Genomic DNA, 20,778 nt, shown 5'->3' with positions numbered 1-20,778 from the left:
GAAGAGGTCGAAATGGCCAAAGAGCTGCTGCCGCAGCTTGATCCACAAGCGGTGCTAGAGGGGCATATGACGCCGATCTGGTTTGGCTCTGCGATCAACTCGTTTGGGGTGCAGGAATTAATGCACGGCATCAGCCAATATGGGCCAGAACCGCAGCCGCAATCGGCCGAGCCGCGTCAGATGGCCCCCGAAGAAAAGAAAGTCGCAGGCTTTGTTTTCAAGGTACAGGCCAACATGGATCCCAAGCATCGTGACCGTGTGGCCTTTGTGCGCATGGCCTCGGGCCACTTCAAGCGTGGCATGAAACTGACCCATGTGCGCACGAAAAAGCCCATGGCCATCAGCAACCCAGTGCTGTTTCTGGCCTCGGACCGCGAGCTGGCGGAGGAGGCCTGGGCGGGTGACATCATCGGCATCCCGAACCACGGGCAATTGCGCATCGGTGACACGCTGACCGAGGGCGAGGCGCTGCGCGTCACCGGTATCCCGTCATTTGCGCCTGAACTTTTGCAGGGTGTGCGCGCGGGCGATCCGATGAAAGCCAAACATCTGGAAAAGGCCCTGATGCAATTTGCCGAAGAAGGCGCGGCCAAAGTGTTCAAACCTTCGATCGGTTCCGGCTTTATCGTCGGCGTCGTTGGCGCACTTCAGTTCGAAGTGCTCGCCAGCCGGATCGAGATGGAATACGGCCTGCCTGTGCGGTTTGAGGCCAGCCAGTTCACCTCTGCCCGTTGGGTGCACGGCGAGCGGGATGCGGTCGAGAAATTCGCCAATGCCAATAAGCAGCACATCAGTCACGACAATGACGGCGATATCGTCTATCTGACGCGGCTTCAGTGGGACATCGACCGCGTCGGGCGCGATTATCCTGATGTGACGCTGAGTGCGACCAAAGAGATGATGGTGTAAGATTTGGCGCGCTGGGGTATCGTTTCAACGATCAAGGCTCCAGCCGCCGACATTCTGCGCTTTGTCGCCTATCACCTTGATCTTGGCGCAGCGCGGATCGCGATCTGTCTGGACGACGACACCCCCGACGCCTTTGATGCGCTGAATGCGCATCCAAACTGCGTCGCGATCCAGACCGACAGGCCCTATTGGCTTGAGACCTGCGGCTATGTTCCCAAGAAACATCAGGTCCGCCAGATGCAAAACGCGTCGCGTGTTTATGCCGAAGCAACCGATCTGGACTGGCTGGCGCATATTGATGTGGATGAGTTTTTGTGTCCGACAGATACGCCGATCTCAATCGCTTTAGACACCCTACCGCCCGCCTCACCCTGCGCGCGCATGTCACCCTGCGAAAGCCTGTGCACCGAGGATCACCTTGGCCTTGATCCGGCGATCACCTTTTGCAAGGCACGCCCCAAAGACACGCCTGCAAACAAAGCCCGCGAGGCAGAGATCTATCCCACCTTCGGGGGGATGTTCAAAGACGGGTTTATCAGCCACACGGCAGGCAAGCTTTTTGTACGCACCGGACGCGATAAGGTGCAGTTTGGCATCCACCGCGCCTTTGATCTGAAATCGGACGGATCAAAACTGGACCTGCCAGATGTCGCGCTGGATCAGGTCGAGCTGTGCCACCGCCACGTGGAAAGCTGGGAGAAATGGCTGCGCATCATGGAGTTCCGTCTGACGCGCGGATCCTATCGTGAAGAGCTGGGGAAAAACATCGACCCCGCCTCTGGTCGCGTGTCCCGCCATGTTATGTTCAAATCTCTGCTCGCAAGCGACGAAACCGACCTGCGTGCTTTCTTTGAAGAGGTCTGTTTGGCCACGCCAGAGCTGCTTTCTCGGCTTGAACACCACGGGCTCTTGCGGCAATACGCTCTCGAGCTTTCACGGAAGGTTCAGAAACACTTTCCCGATTTCGTGGTATAGTGTTTCCAAACCCTAAACAATGTGCGTGGTAATTGTCGCACGGACTGCAATCTTAGCGGTCGCAAAAACTAGGGGCTGGACCCCCAAAGTTCAGTCATATAACCCCTGCCACAACGTGTGCATACGGCGCACTTTCGACGCTGCTTTGAGACGGTAGCATCCACAAAAAATGGATACAGATGACAAAATTTTCCGACCTTGATCTGAACCCCAAGGTTCTCAAAGCCGTCGAAGACGCGGGCTATGAAAGCCCGACCCCTATCCAAGCCGGTGCCATTCCACCTGCCCTTGAGGGTAAGGATGTTCTTGGCATCGCGCAGACTGGTACTGGCAAAACCGCCAGCTTCACCCTGCCCATGATTTCGCTTCTGGCCCGCGGCCGCGCTCGGGCGCGTATGCCACGGTCTTTGGTGCTGTGCCCAACCCGCGAGTTGGCCGCACAGGTGGCAGAGAACTTTGATGCCTATTCCAAGAATCTGAAGCTGACCAAAGCGCTGCTCATCGGTGGCGTCAGCTTTAAAGAGCAGGAAGCCATCATCGACAAAGGCGTCGATGTTCTGATTGCAACACCGGGTCGCCTTTTGGACCATTTCGAGCGTGGCAAACTGATCCTGTCTGACGTGAAGGTCATGGTTGTCGACGAAGCGGACCGGATGCTGGACATGGGGTTCATCCCCGACATCGAACGCATCTTCGGCCTGACCCCGTTCACCCGCCAGACCCTGTTCTTCTCGGCCACGATGGCGCCAGAGATTGAGCGGATCACGGATACTTTCCTGTCGGCCCCAACCCGTGTGGAAGTGGCACGTCAGGCGACCGCATCCGAGAATATCGAACAAGGCGTGGTCATGTTCAAAGCCAGCCGTCGAGACCGCGAAGGCAGCGAGAAACGCAAAGTTCTGCGCGAGCTGATCAAGCTTGAGGGCGACACTTGCACCAACGCGATCATCTTCTGTAACCGCAAGACCGACGTGGATATCACTGCGAAATCCATGAAGAAATACGGGCTAAACGCGGCCCCTATTCACGGGGATCTGGATCAGTCTCAGCGTATGAAGACGCTCGATGATTTCCGCAACGGTGAGCTGCAGTTCCTTGTGGCCTCTGATGTGGCGGCGCGCGGACTGGACATTCCTGATGTGACCCATGTGTTCAACTTCGACGTTCCGGGCCATGCCGAGGACTATGTTCACCGGATCGGACGCACCGGCCGTGCTGGTCGTTCGGGCAAAGCTGTGATGATCTGTTCGCCGCGCGACGAAAAGGCCTTTGATGCCGTCGAAGCGCTGATCCAGAAAGAGATCCCACGTATCGAAAACCCGGTGAAGCCGGCAGAGCGCAAACCGCGCAAGCCAAAGGCCGAGGAAACCGTGTCCGAGCCGCGTGAAGCGCGCAAGGAAGAGACTCCGGTGAAAGAAACCAACGGCAAGCCGCAAAACCGCGGCCGCGGTGGGCGTGGTGATCGCCGTCGTGATGACAATGTGGTGGGCATGGGCGACCATATGCCAAGCTTTATCGCGCTCAGCTTTGACGAGCGTCGCGCAAGCTAAACCGCCGGATAATCAAACAAAAAACCCTCCTTTTCAGGAGGGTTTTTTATTTCTGTCAGATGCTTAGCTCATTCGACTGATAATAATGGTGACTTCCGGCTTCTTGCCAATTTCACCCATGGCCGAGTTTCGCAAGACGCGACGCAGCCCTTCAGTAAGCTTGTCATCATCGGCCAGAGTCTTCTCTCCGGCGCGACCCAGAAACTGGCTCAGGTCTTCTTCCAGCACGTCCACCACAGGTGCAAAGCTGCTGCCCTGCTCTGGCAGACCCATCAGTTCAACCCACGGCTCGCCCAAAGGCTCGTCGTCTTCGTCCAGGATCACATTCACAACCGCATGACCATTCAAAGCCATCCGGATCCGGTCGCGCACAATGCCGTCCAGCGCCCCGACTTTGACGCGCCCGTCCAGATAGGTGCGCCCAGTCTCGACATATTCGGTGACTTTGGGCGCAGCCCCTGTCAGATCCAGCATGGTGCCATTTACGGCAACAACGCTCGCGCGTCCTTTGGCTTCGGCGCGTTTGGCATGCTCTCGCAGGTGGCGGTGCTCGCCATGCATTGGAATGACCATCTTCGGGTTCACAATGTCATGCAGCCGCTCTAGATCTGGGCCGTTGGCATGCCCTGACACGTGATACAGACCCGAGCTGTCGTCGACCACATCAACGCCCATCTCGGACAGTTGGTTCACGATACGGATCACACCCTTTTCGTTGCCCGGAATGGTTTTCGAACTGAACAGGAACAGATCGCCCTCTTTCAGGGTCATACCGTTGTGCTTGCCACGCGCCAGCTGCGCCGTTGCAGCGCGACGCTCGCCTTGCGATCCTGTAACCAGCAGCATCAGGTTCTCGCGCGGGATGTTCTGAGCATCCTCGGGGCTGACGACGGTCGGAAAATCGCTGAGCACGCCGGTTTCAATCGCCGCCTCGATCATCCGGCGCATCGCGCGGCCCATCAGACAGATAGACCGCCCTGCCCGTTGGCCTGCTTCGGCCAATGTTTTCACCCGCGCCACGTTTGAGGCGAACGTCGTTGCCGCCACCATCTGCGGCGCCGCCGCAACCAACTTTTCGATCTCTGGTCCCACGGTTGCCTCGGACCGGCCTTCATGTCGCGAGAACACATTGGTTGAGTCACACACCAACGCCTGCACTCCACCCTTGCTGACAGAGGCCCAGAGGTCCGCGTCAAACGGCTCGCCCACCACTGGTGTTTCATCCAGTTTGAAATCGCCGGTGTGAATGACGCGCCCTGCCGGGCTGTCGATCACCAAAGCACCGCTTTCAGGGATGGAGTGGCTGACAGGCAAGAACCCAACCGAGAATGGCCCCGCCTGCACGGTTTCAGGCCATGCCGATACGGTTTTCACCGCCTCATCGGGCTGGCCATGATCCACCATCTTGCGACGCGCCAGATTGGCGGTAAATGTGCGGGCATAAACCGGCACGCCAAGTTGGTCCCAGAAATGTCCAACGGCGCCGATGTGATCTTCGTGGCCGTGGGTGATAAAGATCGCCTCTAGCCGCTCTTTGTTTTCGATCAGCCAGCGCATGTCGGGGAAGATCAGATCGACGCCAGGCGACGTTTCCATATCGGAAAAGGTCACGCCCAGATCCACCAGGATCAATCGCTCTGCGCCTTGCTTTCCGTGGCCATAAACATAGGCGTTCATACCAATTTCGCCCGCCCCTCCGAGGGGCAGGTACACTAGTCTTTCACTGCTCATAAGGTGTCAGTTTTCCTTGTTGTAATCATAGATCACGGTCAAACCGTGCATCGTTAAGTCGTCTTCGAATGCGTCAAACAACGCAAAGCTCTGTTGGAACAACGGGGCGAGCCCCCCCGTGGAAATCACTTTCATCGGCCGGTCACGCTCGGCTTTGATGCGGTCGCAGATCTCGCGCACGAGACCGACATAGCCCCAGAACACACCCGACTGCATGCAGGCCACAGTGTTGGTCCCAATGACTTTCTGTGGCTTGGCGATGTCAATATGAGGTAGGGCCGCTGCCGCCTGGTGCAAGGCCTCAAGGCTAAGATTGACGCCAGGTGCGATCACGCCGCCAACATAGGCGCCATCCTTAGAGACGACGTCAAATGTCGTCGCTGTGCCAAAATCGACCACGATCAAATCCCCACCATGGCGATTAAAGGCCCCTGCCGTGTTCACCAGACGGTCTGGCCCGACAATGGTGCCCTCGTCGACCCGGGGATCCACTGGCAGATGGCAGTCTGATTTTCCAACCACCAAGGGGCGGCAATCAAAGAACCGGTCGGCAAACACACGCAGGTTGAAAACCACGCGCGGGACGGTGGACGAAATGATGACGTCCTTGATGTCCAGCTCAAGTTCATAGTGTTTGATCAGCGTCGAGAACCACGTGAAATAGGCATCTGCGGTCCGCGCGTGGTGCGTCGACGTCCGAAGAGTGCACAGAAACTTCTCCCCGTCCCAAATCGAGAACACAGTGTTTGTATTGCCGCAATCGATCGCAAGAAGCATCAAGCTGCCCTCTTAGAAAAACACATCAGCCGCCGGGATCGCCACAGCGCCTTTGGGCGTGTTCAACACGAGATTGCCCTCGTTGTCCACAGTCTCAAAGGTTCCGGACCATTCCTCGCGCATGGTCCGCGCGGTGATAACTTCACCGATTTTCGCAGCCCGCGACAGCCAGGCCGCACGGATGGGCTCAAACCCATAGGTCGCAATCTGGGTCTCCCAATGGGCGAAATTGGGTGCGAGCACATTCAGGAACTCTTCTGGCGACACCAGCACCCCCGTTTCAGACAACAGCGACACAGGCCGCGTGGCCCAGGCCTCGACCTCTCCGACGTCAGGGGCTGCGGCAAGGTTCACCCCCATGCCGATGGCAATGTGGCTGATGATACCGCCCGGGCCGCCTGCGCTTTCAAGCAGGATGCCGGCGACCTTGCCACCATTTAGCAAGATGTCATTGGGCCATTTCAGAGAAAAGCGCGCGCCTTGTCCGGTGACGTCGCTCAGCGCATCGTGCAAGGCCAGGGCTGCAACAAAGCTGCGCTTGGCCATTTCTGAAGCCTGGGCCGCAGGACGCATGACGAGCGAGCCTGCAAAGTTTCCTTCTGGATGCGTCCAAACTCGACCGCGGCGACCGTGCCCCGCAGTTTGGCGCAGCCCCAGTATCCAAGTGGGCCCTGCCAGATCTGACGCGATACGCGCGGCTTCAGCGTTGGTGCTGTCGACCTCGGGCAACACCCGACGCGCGTATCCTTCTGGCCACTCACGCATTTCTTATGCTCCGTATTCTCAAAAGCAAAGGGCGTGCTTTTTGAAAGCACGCCCTTCAAAACAGTCTTTGCGTGCCGTTAGTTGACGAGTGCCGCTGCTGCGACCTGCGCCAGTGTCTCGATACCAAAGAGGTTGATCACACCAAACAGCATTACCGCTGCCGACCCCATCAAGAAGGCTCCCAGAACCGGGCTGCGGTTCTTGTCCAGGCTTTCCTGTTCTTCGCCAAAGTACATGAAGTACACAAGGCGCAGATAATAGAAGGCCCCGATCACCGACGCGATCACACCAGCCACCGCCAGCCACGCCAGTCCCGCGTCATACGCTGCGCGCAGGACATAGAACTTGCCGAAGAACCCGACCAGTGGCGGAACACCCGCCAACGAGAACAGCAGGATCAGCATCGCAAGCGCTTTGCCCGGCTCGCGTTTCGCATACATGTTCAGCGCATCAATCTTGCTAACCGGCATCCCGTCTTTTTCCATAGAAAGGATGAAGGCAAAGGTGCCGACGTTCATCGTTACGTAGATCGCCATATAGATCAGCATCGCCTGCACGCCAAAGGCCGTGCCAGCCGCCAGACCCATCAGAGCAAAGCCCATATGCGCGATCGAAGAATATGCCATCAGACGCTTGATGTCGCGCTGGCCGATCGCCGCCACCGCGCCCAGATACATGGACAGGACAGACAAAAGCGCAACGATCTGCTGCCAGTCGCCAACCACGCCGCCAAAGGCATCATGCACAACGCGGGCAAACAACCCCATCGCGGCCATCTTTGGCGCTGTAGCGAAAAACGCTGTGATCGGGGTTGGTGCGCCTTCATAGACGTCAGGCGTCCACATGTGGAACGGAACCGCCGACACTTTGAAGGCCAGACCGGACACGATAAAGACCAGACCGAACAACAGACCAAGTGGCGTGCTGCCTGTTCCGACCGCTTCGATGATGCCTGCAAAATTCGTGGTGCCTGCAAAGCCGTAAACCAGCGACGAACCATAGAGCAGCAGACCAGACGACAGCGCCCCCAGTACGAAATACTTCATGCCAGCTTCGGTCGAGCGCACAGAGTCACGACGCAGCGATGCCACCACGTAGAGCGACAGGGACTGCAGCTCGAGGCCCATATAAAGCGCCATCAGGTCTCCGGCAGAGACCATCACCATCATACCGACAACGGCCAGCGCCACCAGCAGAGGGTATTCAAACCGCAGGATGCCACGGCGAGACATATAGTCCTGCCCCATCACCAGTACGGCGGCAGCGGACAACAGGATCGTCACCTTGGCAAACCGCGAGAAGGCATCGTCGTTGTACATGCCGTTGAACGCTGTTTGCGTGCCGCCCTCGCCCAGACCAATCCAGGCCGCCATCAGGACAAACACCAAGGATGTCACCCAGGTAAGCAGACCCGCAAGCCCGTCTTTGCCTGTGTAAACCGCGCCTACCAGCGCGACCATCGCATAGATTGCCAGCAGGATTTCCGGCAGAACGATTGTAAGATCAGCAGAGATCATTTCAGATCACCCCTTAATGGTCGGCCGCGTGGGTGGCGTCAGCCATATGCGCCACTGCGGTGTCATAGTTTTGGATCAGCGCTTCGACCGAAGGGCCAATGATGTCGGTGATCAGCGATGGGTACACACCCAAGATCAAGGTCATCGCTACCAGCGGTGCAAAGATCCACTTTTCACGAACGGTCATGTCTTTGATGGTCTTGAGGCTCTCTTTGATCAGGTCGCCCATAACGACCCGACGATAGAGCCACAGCGCGTAGGCTGCAGAGAAGATCACGCCCGAGGTCGCAATCGCTGCAATCCAGGTGTTTTTCTGGAACGCGCCCATCAGCGTCAGGAATTCGCCAACAAAGCCAGAGGTCCCCGGCAGGCCGACGTTCGCCATCGTAAAGAACATGAAGATCAGCGCATAGGCTGGCATCCGGTTCACAAGGCCTCCGTATGCGTCGATCTCACGGGTATGCATCCGGTCATAGATCACGCCGACACAGAGGAAGAGCGCACCAGAGATAAAGCCGTGGCTGAGCATCTGGAAGATCGCGCCATCGATACCCTGTTGGTTCACAACAAAGATCCCCATGGTCACATAACCCATGTGGGCAACCGATGAATAGGCAATCAGCTTTTTCATGTCTTCCTGAACCAGCGCCACCAGCGAGGTATAGACGATCGCGATTGCAGACATCCACAGAACCAGGTCGGACAGAACTTCGGACCCGATTGGGAACATCGGCAGGCTAAAGCGCAAGAAGCCATAGCCCCCCATCTTCAGCAGGATCGCCGCCAGAACCACAGAGCCGGCCGTTGGCGCCTGAACGTGTGCATCAGGCAACCAGGTGTGAACCGGCCACATCGGCATCTTGACCGCGAAAGAGGCAAAGAACGCCAAGAACAGCAATGTCTGAAGCCCACCCACGATATGCACGCCAAGGATCGAGAAGCTCTCGGAGGCAAAGGTGTGGTTCATCAGGGTTGGAATGTCGGTCGTACCCGCATCGGCAAACATCGCCACCATCGCAACCAGCATCAGGACGGACCCGAGGAAGGTATAGAGGAAGAACTTAAAGCTCGCGTAGATCCGGTTTTTGCCACCCCAGATACCGATGATCAGGAACATCGGGATAAGGCCTGCCTCAAAGAACAGATAGAAGAGCACCAGATCCAAGGCCATAAAGACGCCCAGCATCAGGGTTTCCAGCAACAGGAACGCGATCATGTACTCTTTGACGCGGTGCTTCACATCCCAAGAGGCCGCAATCGTCAGCGGCATCATGAAGGTGGTCAGCATCACAAAGAGAACAGAGATCCCGTCAACGCCCATCTTGTATTGCAGCCCCAAGAGCCATTCACGCTCTTCGACGAACTGCATTCCGGTGTTATCGGGATCAAATTCGGCCAGAATGAACAGCGACAGCAGGAACACTGCCGACGTGGTGATCAGAGCAACCCATTTCGCATTGCGCTGCGCCGAGGCATCGTCACCGCGTGCAAAAACCAGCAGCACGGCTGCCCCAAGCAGGGGAACGAATGTCACGATGGAAAGAAGGTTATCCATTAGTTGGATCCTCCGGAGAAAGTCATCCAGGTGACGAGAACGGCGATGCCGATCACCATGGCGAATGCGTAAGTAAAGATGTAGCCCGACTGCGCGCGGCCAGCGAGTTTGGTGAAGAAGGGCACAACGCCCATCGCAACACCATTAAGGAAGCCATCGATGACCGATCCATCCCCGCGTTTCCACAGGAAGCGCCCCAACACTTGCGCAGGACGCACGATCAGGAAGTCATAGATCTCGTCGAAGTACCATTTGTTCAGCAGGAACAGATACAGCGGCCGCTGGCTCTCTGCCACTTTGCGCGGCATGGACGGATCCCAGATATAGAACCACAGCGCCACGATCAGACCCAAGGCCATCGACACAAACGGCGCCAGCTTGACCCATGTTGGAACATAGTGGGCTTCGTGCAGGATGGTGTTCTCAGGCTTGATATAGATCGCCGCCTCACCCGGTGCATCCGCCATGACATATTTCAGCTTAGAGGCCTTTGGATTGTTCTCGGCAACCTCTTTGGCCAGATCCTTTGCAGGCTCTTCATAGTGGCCGCCAAAGAAGGACACCACCTCGTTGGTTTTCCCAAAGAAGCTTGAGTACCAGAGCATCCCGGACAGCACCGCGCCCAAGGACAGAACGCCCAGTGGGATCAGCATGACACGTGGGCTTTCATGCGCATGGTCGTGCGTGTGCTTGTCGCCCCGTGGGGTGCCATAGAAGGTCAGGAAGATCAGGCGCCAGCTGTAGAAAGATGTGAACAGCGCCGCCACAACCAGCATCCAGAAGGCATAACCGTTGCCCGCAGCAAAGGCTGATTCAATCACCGCGTCCTTGGAAATAAAGCCCGCAAAGCCGAATGGAACACCGCCCAGCGTGAACAGCATGGTTGGAACACCAACACCGGTGATCGCCAGCGTGCCCAGCATCATCGCCCAGAAGGTATAAGGCAGCTTTTTCCGCAGACCGCCATAGTTCCGCATGTCTTGTTCGTGGTGCATACCGTGGATCACAGACCCTGCGCCCAGGAACAGCATCGCCTTAAAGAACGCGTGTGTGAACAGGTGGAACATCGCGACCGAATAAACGCCAACGCCTGCGGCTACGAACATGTAACCCAGCTGCGAACAGGTCGAATAGGCGATCACGCGTTTGATGTCGTTTTGCACAAGGCCGACGGTCGCAGCAAAGAAGGCTGTGGTCGCGCCAAGGAAGGTCACAAACGCCATCGCCTCTGGTGCGAATTCCATGATCGGAGACATGCGGCATACAAGGAAAACACCCGCGGTCACCATGGTCGCCGCGTGAATCAGCGCCGACACAGGCGTCGGGCCTTCCATCGCGTCAGGCAACCATGTGTGCAGGATCAACTGAGCCGATTTGCCCATCGCGCCAACAAACAACAGGAAGGCAATCAGGTTGGCCGCGTTCCAGTCTGTCCACAGGAAACGCACGGTGGTTTCCGCAAGCTCGGGACCGAAGGTGAAGATCACGTCAAAGCTGATGCTGTCGGTCAGCATGAACAGCGCAAAGATCCCCAGCGCAAAGCCAAAGTCGCCAACCCGGTTGACCACAAAGGCTTTGATCGCCGCAGCACCCGCGCTTTGCTTTTTCCAGTAAAAGCCAATCAGCAGATAAGACGCGACACCCACGCCTTCCCAGCCAAAGAACATCTGAACAAGGTTGTCAGAGGTCACCAGCATCAGCATCGCAAAGGTGAAGAAGCTGAGATAGGCAAAGAAGCGCGCTTTATAGTTCTGGTCGTCGCCGAAATTCTCGTCATGCGCCATGTAGCCAAAGGAATACAGGTGCACGAGTGCAGAGACCGTCGTGATGACGATCAGCATGGTGGTAGTCAGACGGTCGACCCGAATGGACCAGGTCGTATCAAGCGATCCCGATTGAATGAAGTTCAGGATATGTACCGCAGTGTCCAGATCGGCCCCTTGCAGGAACACAACCCAGCTGAGCAGTGCCGCAAGGAACAACAGGCCTGTTGTGACATATTGTGCGGCGGTCTCGCCGATATAGCGCCAGCCAAACCCTGCGATTAGGGCACCGATGAGCGGCGCGAATAAGATTACCTTAAAGATCATCAAATCAGCCTTTCATCACGTTGACGTCTTCGACCGCGATTGTGCCGCGGTTTCTAAAGAAGCTGACCAGGATCGCCAGACCAATCGCCGCCTCGGCGGCTGCAACGGTCAGAACAAACAGGGTGAACACCTGCCCGACCAGATCCCCGTGGCCAACCACGGAAGAACTAAACGCCACCAGGTTGATATTCACCGCCAAAAGCATCAGTTCGATTGACATCAACAGGATGATCACATTCTTCCGGTTCAAAAAGAGCCCGAAGATGCCGATGACGAAAAGCGTCGCCGCCACCGTTAGGTAATGTTCAAGTCCGATCATCTCCGCCTCTCTTATTTCTTGCGGTCGTTATTATCGCGGCGCCGATTGCAACAGCAACGGCTATCCATCCCCACCAAGCCATTTACAGTCCCTGCCCCGGCTTCACATCTTTCAGTTCCATGGCTGCGCTTGGATCGCGCCACATCTGCTCCAACACGTTCTGACGCTTGATGTCGCGGCGGTGGCGCAGTGTCAGCACAATCGCGCCAATCATCGCCACCAGCAGGATCAGGCCCGCCAGTTGGAAAAGCATGAAATATTGATCATAAATCAGCAGACCCAGCGCTGCTGTATTGGTGACCCCCTCTGGCGTCACAGCTTCGCGTAGGGCTTGCGCGTTTTCAGCCTCGGTCCAGGCGCCGAAGGCCAGCCCGAATTGCATCAACAGAACCACACCGATCAGCAAGGCAATCGGCAGATACTGCGCCATGCCCGCCTTGAGTTCGGCAAAGTCCACATCCAGCATCATTACCACAAAGAGGAACAGTACGGCGACCGCTCCGACGTAGACGATGATCAACAGCATCGCGACGAATTCCGCCCCCAACAGCACGAACAGCCCTGCCGAGCTTAGGAATGACAGGATCAGCCACAGTACAGAGTGTACCGGGTTCTTGCTGATGACGGTGAACAAGCCACCTGCGACCACCGAGATCGCAAATAGATAAAAGGCAAAAGCAGCGATGGTCATGACTCATCTTCCTCAGTGTCTGCCAGAACCTCTTGCGCGATCTCCATCACGCGGGTCATGGCGGGAATGCCGGCGAACATGGACATCTGCCCAATGCACTCGACAACTTCTTGTTTCGTGGCGCCGGCTTCCATCAGATGCCGGACTGTCAAACGGATTTGGCTGTCTGCCTGCCCACCTAGTACGGTCAGGGCCGCCAGGGTAAGCAGCAGACGCGTTTTCGCGTCCAAGCCGTCTTTGTTCAACGCATTGCCAAAAAACATTTCCATCATGTCTTTGGGCATGGTTGGCCAAAGGTTCTCAAACCCTTTGGGCGTAAACGACTCAAGCGCAGGGTTCATGGCCTTGGCCATGTCCTGATACTGCGCGATCATCGCTTCAAAAGGGTTCTGCGGCTCGCTCATCGGTAAGGCGCATCCAGTTCCAGATTGCGGGCAATTTCAGCTTCCCAGCGATCGCCGTTAGCAAGCAGTTTTTCCTTGTCGTAAAACAGCTCTTCGCGGGTTTCTGTGGCAAATTCGAAATTCGGACCTTCGACAATTGCATCCACAGGGCACGCTTCCTGACAGAAGCCGCAATAGATGCATTTGGTCATATCGATGTCATAGCGCGTTGTCCGGCGGCTGCCGTCCTCGCGTGGCTCTGCATCGATTGTAATCGCCTGCGCCGGGCAGATCGCTTCACACAGCTTACAGGCAATGCAGCGCTCTTCGCCGTTTGGATAGCGGCGCAGCACGTGCTCACCGCGAAAACGCGGGCTGAGTGGCCCCTTTTCGTGCGGATAGTTCAGCGTCGCCTTTGGCGCAAAGAAATACTTCAGACCCAGCTGAAAGCCTTTGATGAAATCGGCCAGCAGAAAGTACTTCGCGGCGCGGGTATAGTCGATGTTCGCCATGTTAGCCTCCGATCGCCCAGCGAGCATACGCACCGCCAAAGGCTTCAAATTTTGCAAGGAACGCCACAACAACAACCCAGATCAGGGACATCGGCAGGAAGACTTTCCAACCAATGCGCATCAGCTGGTCATAGCGATAGCGCGGGGTGATTGCCTTAACCATCGCGAAGACAAAGAAGAAGAAGGCCATCTTGCCGACCATCCAAAGTGGGCCGTCACCGATCAGGCTTGGGATTGGGGACAGCCAGCCGCCAAAGAACAAAAGGGACGTCAGCGCGCACATCAGGAAGATGGCGATATATTCGCCCGCCATGAACAGCAGGAACGGCGTTGAGGAATATTCCACCTGATAGCCAGCAACCAGTTCCGATTCCGCTTCGGGCAAGTCAAACGGCGGACGGTTAGTTTCCGCCAAGGCCGAGATGAAGAACAGGAAGACCATCGGGAAGTGTGGCAGCCAGTACCAGCTAAAGAAGCCGTAATCGCCGTTTTGCGCCTGCACGATGTCACCAAAGTTCATCGAGCCGGTCGAGATGATGATGCCGATGATAATCAGGCCGATCGACACCTCGTAAGAGATCATCTGAGCCGCCGAGCGCAGCGAGCCAAGGAACGGGTACTTCGAGTTGGAGGCCCAACCGCCCATGATGACGCCGTAGACTTCCAGCGAAGACACCGCAAAGACATAGAGGATCGCGACGTTGATGTCAGACAGCACCCATGTGTCGTTGAACGGGATCACCGCCCAGGCGATCAGCGCAAGGACAAAAGACGTCAGCGGCGCCAGCATAAAGACCGTCTTATCCGCCCCCGCAGGGACAACGATCTCTTTCACAACATATTTCAACGCGTCAGCGACCGTCTGGAGCAAGCCCCACGCGCCAACCACGTTCGGGCCACGGCGCATTTGCACAGCAGCCCAGATCTTGCGGTCTCCGTAAACCAGAAACAGCAATGAGATCATAACAAATGCCACAACCGCCAGCACCTGGGCGACGATGATCACGCCTATTCCGAGGGGGGTGGTAAGAAATTCAGCCATAGGTCCTCACACCGTGGGTATTCCGTTTTCTTCGCAGGCCGCGACAGTGACTTCAGCGTCAATCGTCTTTAGCCCACGGGGCAAGGATGGCGATACGGTGTAAACCGCATCTCCGAGCCATGTCTCGCCCTCGATTTCAATTGTTGTGCGCACGTGGCGCGCAAATCCAAAGCCGCGGATCAGCGCATATTGCGCGGCCGCACATTCCGCATAGTCATCCAGCGCTTCGGGATCGCCAGCGTTTTGCATTTCCACGTGGAAATTCACCAGATCACCATCCAAAAGCGATGTCTGAATGCCATCGTAGGACGGCGATAGATCCGTCGCCTCGCGGCTGACCGACGACTCCTGCATCGCACAAGCCGACAGGCCAGCGACAAGCGCTGGCACCATCAGAGCGTTATGCAGGGTGACGGTCATTCAGACTTACTCCGCAGCCAGTGGCGCGTCTTTGCGCGCTTTGGCGTTCGCCGATAGTTCGGCCATCAGGGTCGAGGCACGTGCAATCGGGTTGGTCAGATAGAAATCATTGATCGCATTGCGGAAATCAGCATTCCCCAGAGCATCCGACGGCAGATCTTCGCCTTCGTTTTCAATGACTTCGTCGATCTTCTTCAGATGCGGCACTTCGCTTACCAGCGCGTTGCGCAACTGTGCAAGGCTGTCAAACGGCAAGGTCGCGTCCAGCTCTGCGGACAGAGCCCGCAGGATCGCCCAGTTTTCTTTCGCCTCGCCCGGCGCAAAATTCGCCCGCATCGCAAGCTGAGGGCGGCCTTCGGTGTTCACGAACAGACCGTTTTCCTCGGTATAGGCGGCCCCCGGCAGGATCACATCCGCGCGCATCGCGCCCCGATCACCGTGAGAACCCTGATAGACCACGAATGGGCCTTGATCGATATCGACTTCGTCTGCGCCCATGTTGAAGATGACCTCGGCACCCTCGGTGGCCGCCAAAAGCCCACCCTCGGTGACCGCGCCCACATCCATCGCACCAACGCGGCTTGCGGCGGTGTGCAGAACCATCAGTTTGGACTTGGTTTCCGTCGCCAATTGTTGCGCCGCCGCCAAAACGGCCAGACCGTCGGCTTCGCTTAGCGCGCCTTGGCCGACGATGACGACCGAAGGAACCTCTAGAACCGGACCGTGCTTGGTGCCCAGCATCGCTGCCAGAGCTTTCCGATCTGTGCCCGCGTGGTGATAGTCATAGGTCAGATCAACCGCTTCGCCGACCAGACCAACATTGGCACCGTTGATCCAAGACTTGCGGATCCGCGCGTTCAGAACCGGTGCCTCGACACGCGGGTTGCTACCAACCAGCATGATATATTTCGCTGCATCGATATCCTCGATGGACGCAGTGCCCACGTAACCCGCACGGTTGCCAATCGGAAGGCGCGCGTTGTCCGTCCGGCATTCCACGTTACCGCCCTGCCCCTCGATCAGGGTTTTCAGCGCATAAGCCGCCTCAACAGACACAAGATCACCAACCAGACCGGCGATTTTCTTGCCCTTCATGGCCGCAGCCACTTTGCTGAGCGCTTCTGGCCAGCTGGCCGGACGCAGTTTACCGTTTTCACGCACGTAAGGGCGATCCAGACGCTGGCGACGCAGGCCGTCCCAGACGAAACGGGTTTTATCGGAAATCCACTCTTCGTTCACGCCATCATGGTTGCGTGGCATGATCCGCATGACCTCGCGACCCTTTGTGTCGACGCGAATGTTGCTGCCCAACGCGTCCATCACGTCGATGGTTTCCGTCTTGGTAAGCTCCCACGGGCGCGCCGTGAAGGAATATGGCTTGGACGTCAGAGCGCCAACTGGGCAAAGGTCGATGATGTTGCCCTGCAGGTTGCTGTCCAAAGTCTGGTTCAGATAGCTGGTGATCTCGGCATCTTCGCCGCGACCTGTTTGGCCCATCTGGTTGATGCCTGCGACCTCGGTTGTGAACCGCACACACCGCGTGCAGGAAATACAGCGGGTCATCACGGTGCCGACCAGCGGACCAAGATCCAGATCATCCACCGCGCGCTTGGCTTCCTTAAAGCGGGATCCCGACACACCATAGGCCATCGCCTGATCCTGAAGGTCGCATTCGCCACCCTGATCGCAGATCGGGCAATCCAGCGGGTGGTTGATCAGAAGGAATTCCATCACCCCTTCGCGCGCCTTCTTGACCATGGGCGAGTTGGTTTTGACCACCGGTGGCTGTCCCTCTGGGCCGGGGCGCAGATCGCGTACCTGCATGGCGCAGGATGCGGCTGGCTTAGGTGGTCCGCCAACAACCTCGACAAGACACATGCGGCAGTTGCCTGCGATGGACAGACGCTCGTGATAGCAGAACCGCGGAACCTCGACCCCGGCCTGCTCACAGGCCTGGATCAGCGTCAGTGCGCCGTCTACTTCCACTTCTTGCTCGTCAATGATGATCTTGCGTAGGTCTGACATTCTTAGTTGGCCCTTAACAGCCTGCCAATTTGGCTGGATTTTGCGATTTCTGCGTGCCCAAGCGCGCAATAAGTAGCGGGGTCGCCTTTAACGACACCGTTGTCTTTCATGTAGGCTTCGCCTTCGCTGCGCATCGCAGCTTTGTTGGCTTCGCTTGTGCGGAATGCGTCGATTTCCTCGGCGGAATAGCCCAGCCCTTTTGCTTCGTTCTGAATCGAATTCAGACGCAGAGCTGCGCGCACCATACGTGCGGAAATTTCTGGGCAGGTCTCGCGGATCTCATTGGCGATGCCAATGGACAGCAACCCGTTCCAGACAGAATACACATCTTTCAAATCCTGCTTCGCCTGCGCTGCACCCGCAGCGGCGATCATTCCCAATACCAACATCATGCGCATGTTTTTTCTCCTTCCATGGCAATCGCCTCCTGCGCAGTTGCGCAAGAAGCCCCATGTCCAAAGGAAAAACCGGGCGTTGTTATGCAATAACACGCAGCTTTCCCGCGCAAATCGGCGCGAGATTGCCCAGTGTCGGCAAGGATTGACCCAGGATATGAAACAATCAAGCTCACGGACGGCACTGCCCCTTCAAAGTCAGCGTGTCACGATTAACTTGTGTATCTGCGGCCTCATCGCTTGGCGCGATCTCCCATTTAATATTGGAAGTGCCGAAATTCTCGATGCAGTATTCGGTGCCACCATAGTGCGCTGCGCCTTTTGCTCCGGCGAGCGAGCGCGACACGGGGCCTGCGTTAACGGTAAAGAAGCTGCGGTCATCTTTGTCGACACGCTTGGCGCTGATCCGCATCCGCTGGCCATCAAATCGCAGCCCGTCATCTTTTTTGATGCGGCTACATCCTGACACGGCGGTCAGGGCCAATGCGGCACAAAGGCCAAGAGTTACGACTGAAGTTCTCCGCATAGCGTTTCGCTCCTTACTCCGCTGCAATCGCCGAACGGCGACCTTTTTGCTGGGCCTTGATGCGATCCTCGATTTCTTCGCGGAAGTTGCGGATCAGACCCTGAATAGGCCACGCAGCAGCATCCCCCAGCGCACAGATCGTGTGGCCCTCAACCTGCTTGGTCACATCCCAAAGCATGTCGATTTCCTCGGGATCCGCCTTGCCCTGAACCAGACGGTCCATCACGCGCATCATCCAGCCGGTGCCTTCGCGACATGGCGTACACTGACCGCAGCTTTCGTGTTTATAGAATTTGGACAGACGCCAGATCGCTTTGATAATGTCTGTGTCATTGTCCATGACGATGACCGCAGCCGTACCCAGACCTGATCCCAGATCATTGCGCAGATAGTCAAAGTCCATGATCGCTTCGCGCATATTCTCGCCGCGTACGCATGGCACCGAAGATCCCCCGGGGATCACAGCCTGCAGATTGTTCCAGCCGCCGCGAATGCCGCCGCAGTGTTTTTCGATCAGCTCTTCAAAAGAGATCGACATGGCCTCTTCGACCACACAGGGGTTGTTCACATGGCCAGAAATCGCAAACAGCTTGGTGCCTGCATTGTTTGGGCGACCAAAGCCAGCAAACCACTCGGCCCCGCGCCGCAGGATCGTTGGCACAACCGCGATCGACTCTACGTTGTTCACAGTGGTCGGGCAGCCATAAAGCCCCGCGCCCGCCGGAAATGGCGGCTTCATACGTGGCATGCCTTTTTTGCCCTCAAGGCTTTCGATCAATGCGGTTTCTTCACCGCAGATATAAGCGCCCGCGCCGTGGTGCAGGAAGATATCGAAATCCCAGCCAGACCCAGCAGCGTTGCGGCCCAGAAGGCCCGCGTCATAAGCTTCGTCGATCGCCGCCTGCAGCGCCTCGCGCTCGCGGATATATTCGCCACGCAGATAGATATAGCACGTATGCGCCTGCATCGCGAAAGAGGCGATCAGGCAGCCTTCGATCAGCGTATGCGGATCATGGCGCATGATTTCGCGGTCTTTACAGGTGCCGGGCTCGGATTCATCGGCGTTCACCACCAGATAGGCCGGACGACCGTCACTTTCCTTGGGCATGAAAGACCATTTCAGGCCTGTCGGGAAACCCGCACCACCACGGCCACGCAGACCGGAGGCCTTCATGGTGTCGATGATCCAGTCCCGACCCTTTTCAATGATCCCCGCTGTGCCGTCCCAATGGCCACGCTGCTTTGCGCCCGCAAGCGTACGCTCGTGCATCCCATAGAGGTTGGTAAAGATGCGGTCTTGATCCTTGAGCATCCGGTCTACCCTTTTTCTGCCTGACGCATTTGCCAGATCTGATAAATATTTACGAACGCCCAGATGAGCGCCGCCAAAGCCGCGAAATCAAACAAGAGCGCATACCGCCCTGCCAGTCCGATCGTTGGCCCGATGACTTGAAGAAGCATCCAGACAATCAGCGTCCCAGCAATCACAAGGCTGACGATCCGCCCCTTGCGTGCCATGGCTGTGTCTTTCTCGCGTTCCATCTCGTCTCTCTGTTTGGCCAAGGCGCAGCGATCTGCGCCCTGACAGTTTCCCTTTTACTTCGCCATGTCCTTGGCCTGCGACACCCAATCGTCGCGGGTGATGCGGCCTTTGAATTTCAGGCGTGCATCGACCCATTCGATGTCAGACGGGCCCCAGGCCGCGATCTGGTCAAAGTGATAGATGCCAAGCTCGTTCAGCGTTTTCTCAAGTCCAGGACCAACGCCTTTGATCTTTTTCAGATCATCCGCGACACCGCCTTTTGGGCCGTCCAGAATTTCAGGAGTTTCACTGGCGTCTTCAGCGGCCTCTTCCGCAGCAGCTGGCGCTTCTTCTGGCGCAGCCGCAGGTTCAGGTGCGGGCGCAGGCTCTGATGCAGCCTCTGGTTCCGGCGCGGGTTCAGGTGCCGGCTCTGGTTCTTCTGCTGGAGTCTCCGCGACCTCTTCAACAGGCTCGGCAGCAGCCGTTGGTGCTGGCGCCGCAGCAGGCTTAGGCGCAGGTTGCGCAGCAGGTTCAGGAGTTGACATTGGTTCGGACGCGGCGGCAGGCGCATCGTCAGACCCCAGCAGGAACCCGATCAGCCAGTAAGCGATAAAGCCCGCGATCACGCCAAGGATCACAGCCAAAAGCCATGCCATTGCGTCATTCGCAACAAAATAAACAATCAGAAACACGCCGATGGCGATAACCCATCTCAGCACGTTGTTCGTTGTATTTCCATTCGCCATTATCAACTCCTACACTGTCGTTGTATCGCTACTTAGTACACGTCACCTTTGGCTACTTTTTGAGAGAATTCGGTCTCTCCGCCCTCGGCCAAGACTTTGGCCTGTTCGATCCACCCGTCGCGTTCAATCCGGCCTTTGAATTTCAGGCGCGTATCAACCCATGCAACTTCGGCCTCGCCCCATTTGGCGATCTGGTCGAAATGGTAAAAGCCCAGCTCGTTCAGCGTCTGCTCAAGCTTGGGGCCAACGCCCTTTAGCTTTTTCAGATCATCCGCGCCCGCTTTACGTGGGGCTTTCATGCGACGTGGTGCTTTTTCTTTCACCGCAG

21 protein-coding genes and 1 pseudogene are annotated in these 20,778 nt (G+C 57.1%); 3 read left to right on the top strand and 19 right to left on the bottom strand.

All coding sequences use genetic code 11. The features are described 5' to 3' along the window. The 3 genes from ACEQWH_RS10135 to ACEQWH_RS10125 all read left to right on the top strand — a co-directional run. A partial coding sequence (locus ACEQWH_RS10135; RefSeq protein ID WP_370230391.1) for an EF-Tu/IF-2/RF-3 family GTPase occupies positions 1–909 on the top strand: 909 nt, incomplete at its 5' end. 3 nt (positions 910–912) lie between these two features. Next, positions 913–1,884 carry a glycosyltransferase family 2 protein gene (locus ACEQWH_RS10130; protein WP_370230388.1) on the top strand — a complete coding sequence of 324 codons (972 nt, stop codon included), beginning with the start codon at positions 913–915 and terminating at the stop codon, positions 1,882–1,884. 179 nt (positions 1,885–2,063) lie between these two features. Next, a complete protein-coding gene (locus ACEQWH_RS10125) occupies positions 2,064–3,434 on the top strand; it encodes a DEAD/DEAH box helicase (RefSeq protein ID WP_370230385.1) in 1,371 nt (456 codons plus the stop codon). 63 nt (positions 3,435–3,497) lie between these two features. Here the strand turns inward: ACEQWH_RS10125 and ACEQWH_RS10120 are convergent, their stop codons facing one another. The 19 genes and pseudogenes from ACEQWH_RS10120 to ACEQWH_RS10030 all read right to left on the bottom strand — a co-directional run. Then, the gene (locus tag ACEQWH_RS10120) at positions 3,498–5,165 is read right to left on the bottom strand and encodes a ribonuclease J (protein WP_370230382.1); all 1,668 of its coding nucleotides are present in this window, start codon (positions 5,163–5,165) and stop codon (positions 3,498–3,500) included. Positions 5,166–5,171: 6 nt separating this feature from the next. Continuing rightward, the gene (locus tag ACEQWH_RS10115) at positions 5,172–5,942 is read right to left on the bottom strand and encodes a type III pantothenate kinase (protein WP_370230379.1); all 771 of its coding nucleotides are present in this window, start codon (positions 5,940–5,942) and stop codon (positions 5,172–5,174) included. Positions 5,943–5,954: 12 nt separating this feature from the next. Further along, positions 5,955–6,707 (bottom strand): biotin--[acetyl-CoA-carboxylase] ligase, encoded by a 753-nt coding sequence (locus ACEQWH_RS10110; protein ID WP_370230376.1) that lies wholly within the window; start codon positions 6,705–6,707, stop codon positions 5,955–5,957. 77 nt (positions 6,708–6,784) lie between these two features. Beyond that, positions 6,785–8,224, bottom strand: coding sequence for an NADH-quinone oxidoreductase subunit NuoN (gene nuoN / locus ACEQWH_RS10105; RefSeq protein WP_370230374.1), 1,440 nt, complete (start codon positions 8,222–8,224; stop codon positions 6,785–6,787). Between the two features lie 13 nt (positions 8,225–8,237). Continuing rightward, positions 8,238–9,779 carry an NADH-quinone oxidoreductase subunit M gene (locus tag ACEQWH_RS10100; protein WP_370230372.1) on the bottom strand — a complete coding sequence of 514 codons (1,542 nt, stop codon included), beginning with the start codon at positions 9,777–9,779 and terminating at the stop codon, positions 8,238–8,240. Beyond that, positions 9,779–11,869, bottom strand: coding sequence for an NADH-quinone oxidoreductase subunit L (gene nuoL, locus ACEQWH_RS10095; protein WP_370230369.1), 2,091 nt, complete (start codon positions 11,867–11,869; stop codon positions 9,779–9,781). The genes ACEQWH_RS10100 and nuoL overlap by 1 nt, the downstream gene beginning before the upstream one ends. A gap of 4 nt (positions 11,870–11,873) precedes the next feature. After that, positions 11,874–12,188 carry an NADH-quinone oxidoreductase subunit NuoK gene (gene nuoK, locus ACEQWH_RS10090; protein ID WP_370230366.1) on the bottom strand — a complete coding sequence of 105 codons (315 nt, stop codon included), beginning with the start codon at positions 12,186–12,188 and terminating at the stop codon, positions 11,874–11,876. An 82-nt stretch (positions 12,189–12,270) separates the two neighbouring features. Further along, positions 12,271–12,879 (bottom strand): NADH-quinone oxidoreductase subunit J, encoded by a 609-nt coding sequence (locus tag ACEQWH_RS10085; protein ID WP_370230364.1) that lies wholly within the window; start codon positions 12,877–12,879, stop codon positions 12,271–12,273. Continuing rightward, positions 12,876–13,283, bottom strand: coding sequence for a carboxymuconolactone decarboxylase family protein (locus ACEQWH_RS10080; RefSeq protein WP_370230362.1), 408 nt, complete (start codon positions 13,281–13,283; stop codon positions 12,876–12,878). Before ACEQWH_RS10080 ends, ACEQWH_RS10085 begins: the two co-directional genes overlap by 4 nt. Further along, the gene (gene nuoI, locus ACEQWH_RS10075) at positions 13,280–13,774 is read right to left on the bottom strand and encodes an NADH-quinone oxidoreductase subunit NuoI (protein WP_209356557.1); all 495 of its coding nucleotides are present in this window, start codon (positions 13,772–13,774) and stop codon (positions 13,280–13,282) included. Before nuoI ends, ACEQWH_RS10080 begins: the two co-directional genes overlap by 4 nt. Position 13,775: 1 nt before the next feature. Further along, positions 13,776–14,816, bottom strand: a complete 1,041-nt coding sequence (nuoH, locus tag ACEQWH_RS10070; protein ID WP_370230359.1) for an NADH-quinone oxidoreductase subunit NuoH — start codon at positions 14,814–14,816, stop codon at positions 13,776–13,778. A 6-nt stretch (positions 14,817–14,822) separates the two neighbouring features. Next, positions 14,823–15,236 (bottom strand): hypothetical protein, encoded by a 414-nt coding sequence (locus ACEQWH_RS10065; RefSeq protein ID WP_370230356.1) that lies wholly within the window; start codon positions 15,234–15,236, stop codon positions 14,823–14,825. A gap of 6 nt (positions 15,237–15,242) precedes the next feature. Then, positions 15,243–17,261, bottom strand: a complete 2,019-nt coding sequence (gene nuoG, locus ACEQWH_RS10060) for an NADH-quinone oxidoreductase subunit NuoG (RefSeq protein WP_370230354.1) — start codon at positions 17,259–17,261, stop codon at positions 15,243–15,245. A 2-nt stretch (positions 17,262–17,263) separates the two neighbouring features. Continuing rightward, complete coding sequence (locus ACEQWH_RS10055; RefSeq protein ID WP_370230351.1) at positions 17,264–17,659, bottom strand: DUF5333 domain-containing protein; 396 nt, start codon at positions 17,657–17,659, stop codon at positions 17,264–17,266. A 169-nt stretch (positions 17,660–17,828) separates the two neighbouring features. After that, positions 17,829–18,182, bottom strand: coding sequence for a hypothetical protein (locus ACEQWH_RS10050; RefSeq protein WP_370230348.1), 354 nt, complete (start codon positions 18,180–18,182; stop codon positions 17,829–17,831). Between the two features lie 13 nt (positions 18,183–18,195). Further along, positions 18,196–19,494: an NADH-quinone oxidoreductase subunit NuoF gene (gene nuoF / locus ACEQWH_RS10045; protein WP_370230346.1), complete on the bottom strand. Its 1,299-nt coding sequence runs from the start codon at positions 19,492–19,494 to the stop codon at positions 18,196–18,198. 5 nt (positions 19,495–19,499) lie between these two features. After that, a complete protein-coding gene (locus ACEQWH_RS10040) occupies positions 19,500–19,724 on the bottom strand; it encodes a DUF5337 domain-containing protein (RefSeq protein WP_370230344.1) in 225 nt (74 codons plus the stop codon). 54 nt (positions 19,725–19,778) lie between these two features. Then, positions 19,779–20,450 (bottom strand): NADH:ubiquinone oxidoreductase, encoded by a 672-nt coding sequence (locus ACEQWH_RS10035; protein WP_370230342.1) that lies wholly within the window; start codon positions 20,448–20,450, stop codon positions 19,779–19,781. Positions 20,451–20,482: 32 nt separating this feature from the next. Beyond that, positions 20,483–20,778, bottom strand: a pseudogene (locus ACEQWH_RS10030) (NADH-quinone oxidoreductase subunit E); the annotation flags it as partial.

The organism is Cognatishimia sp., assembly GCF_964229375.1.
In the GTDB taxonomy this organism is placed as follows: Bacteria; Pseudomonadota; Alphaproteobacteria; order Rhodobacterales; family Rhodobacteraceae; genus Cognatishimia.
Note: the sequence above shows the minus strand (reverse complement) of the source record. Positions and strands in the feature narration are given on the sequence as shown.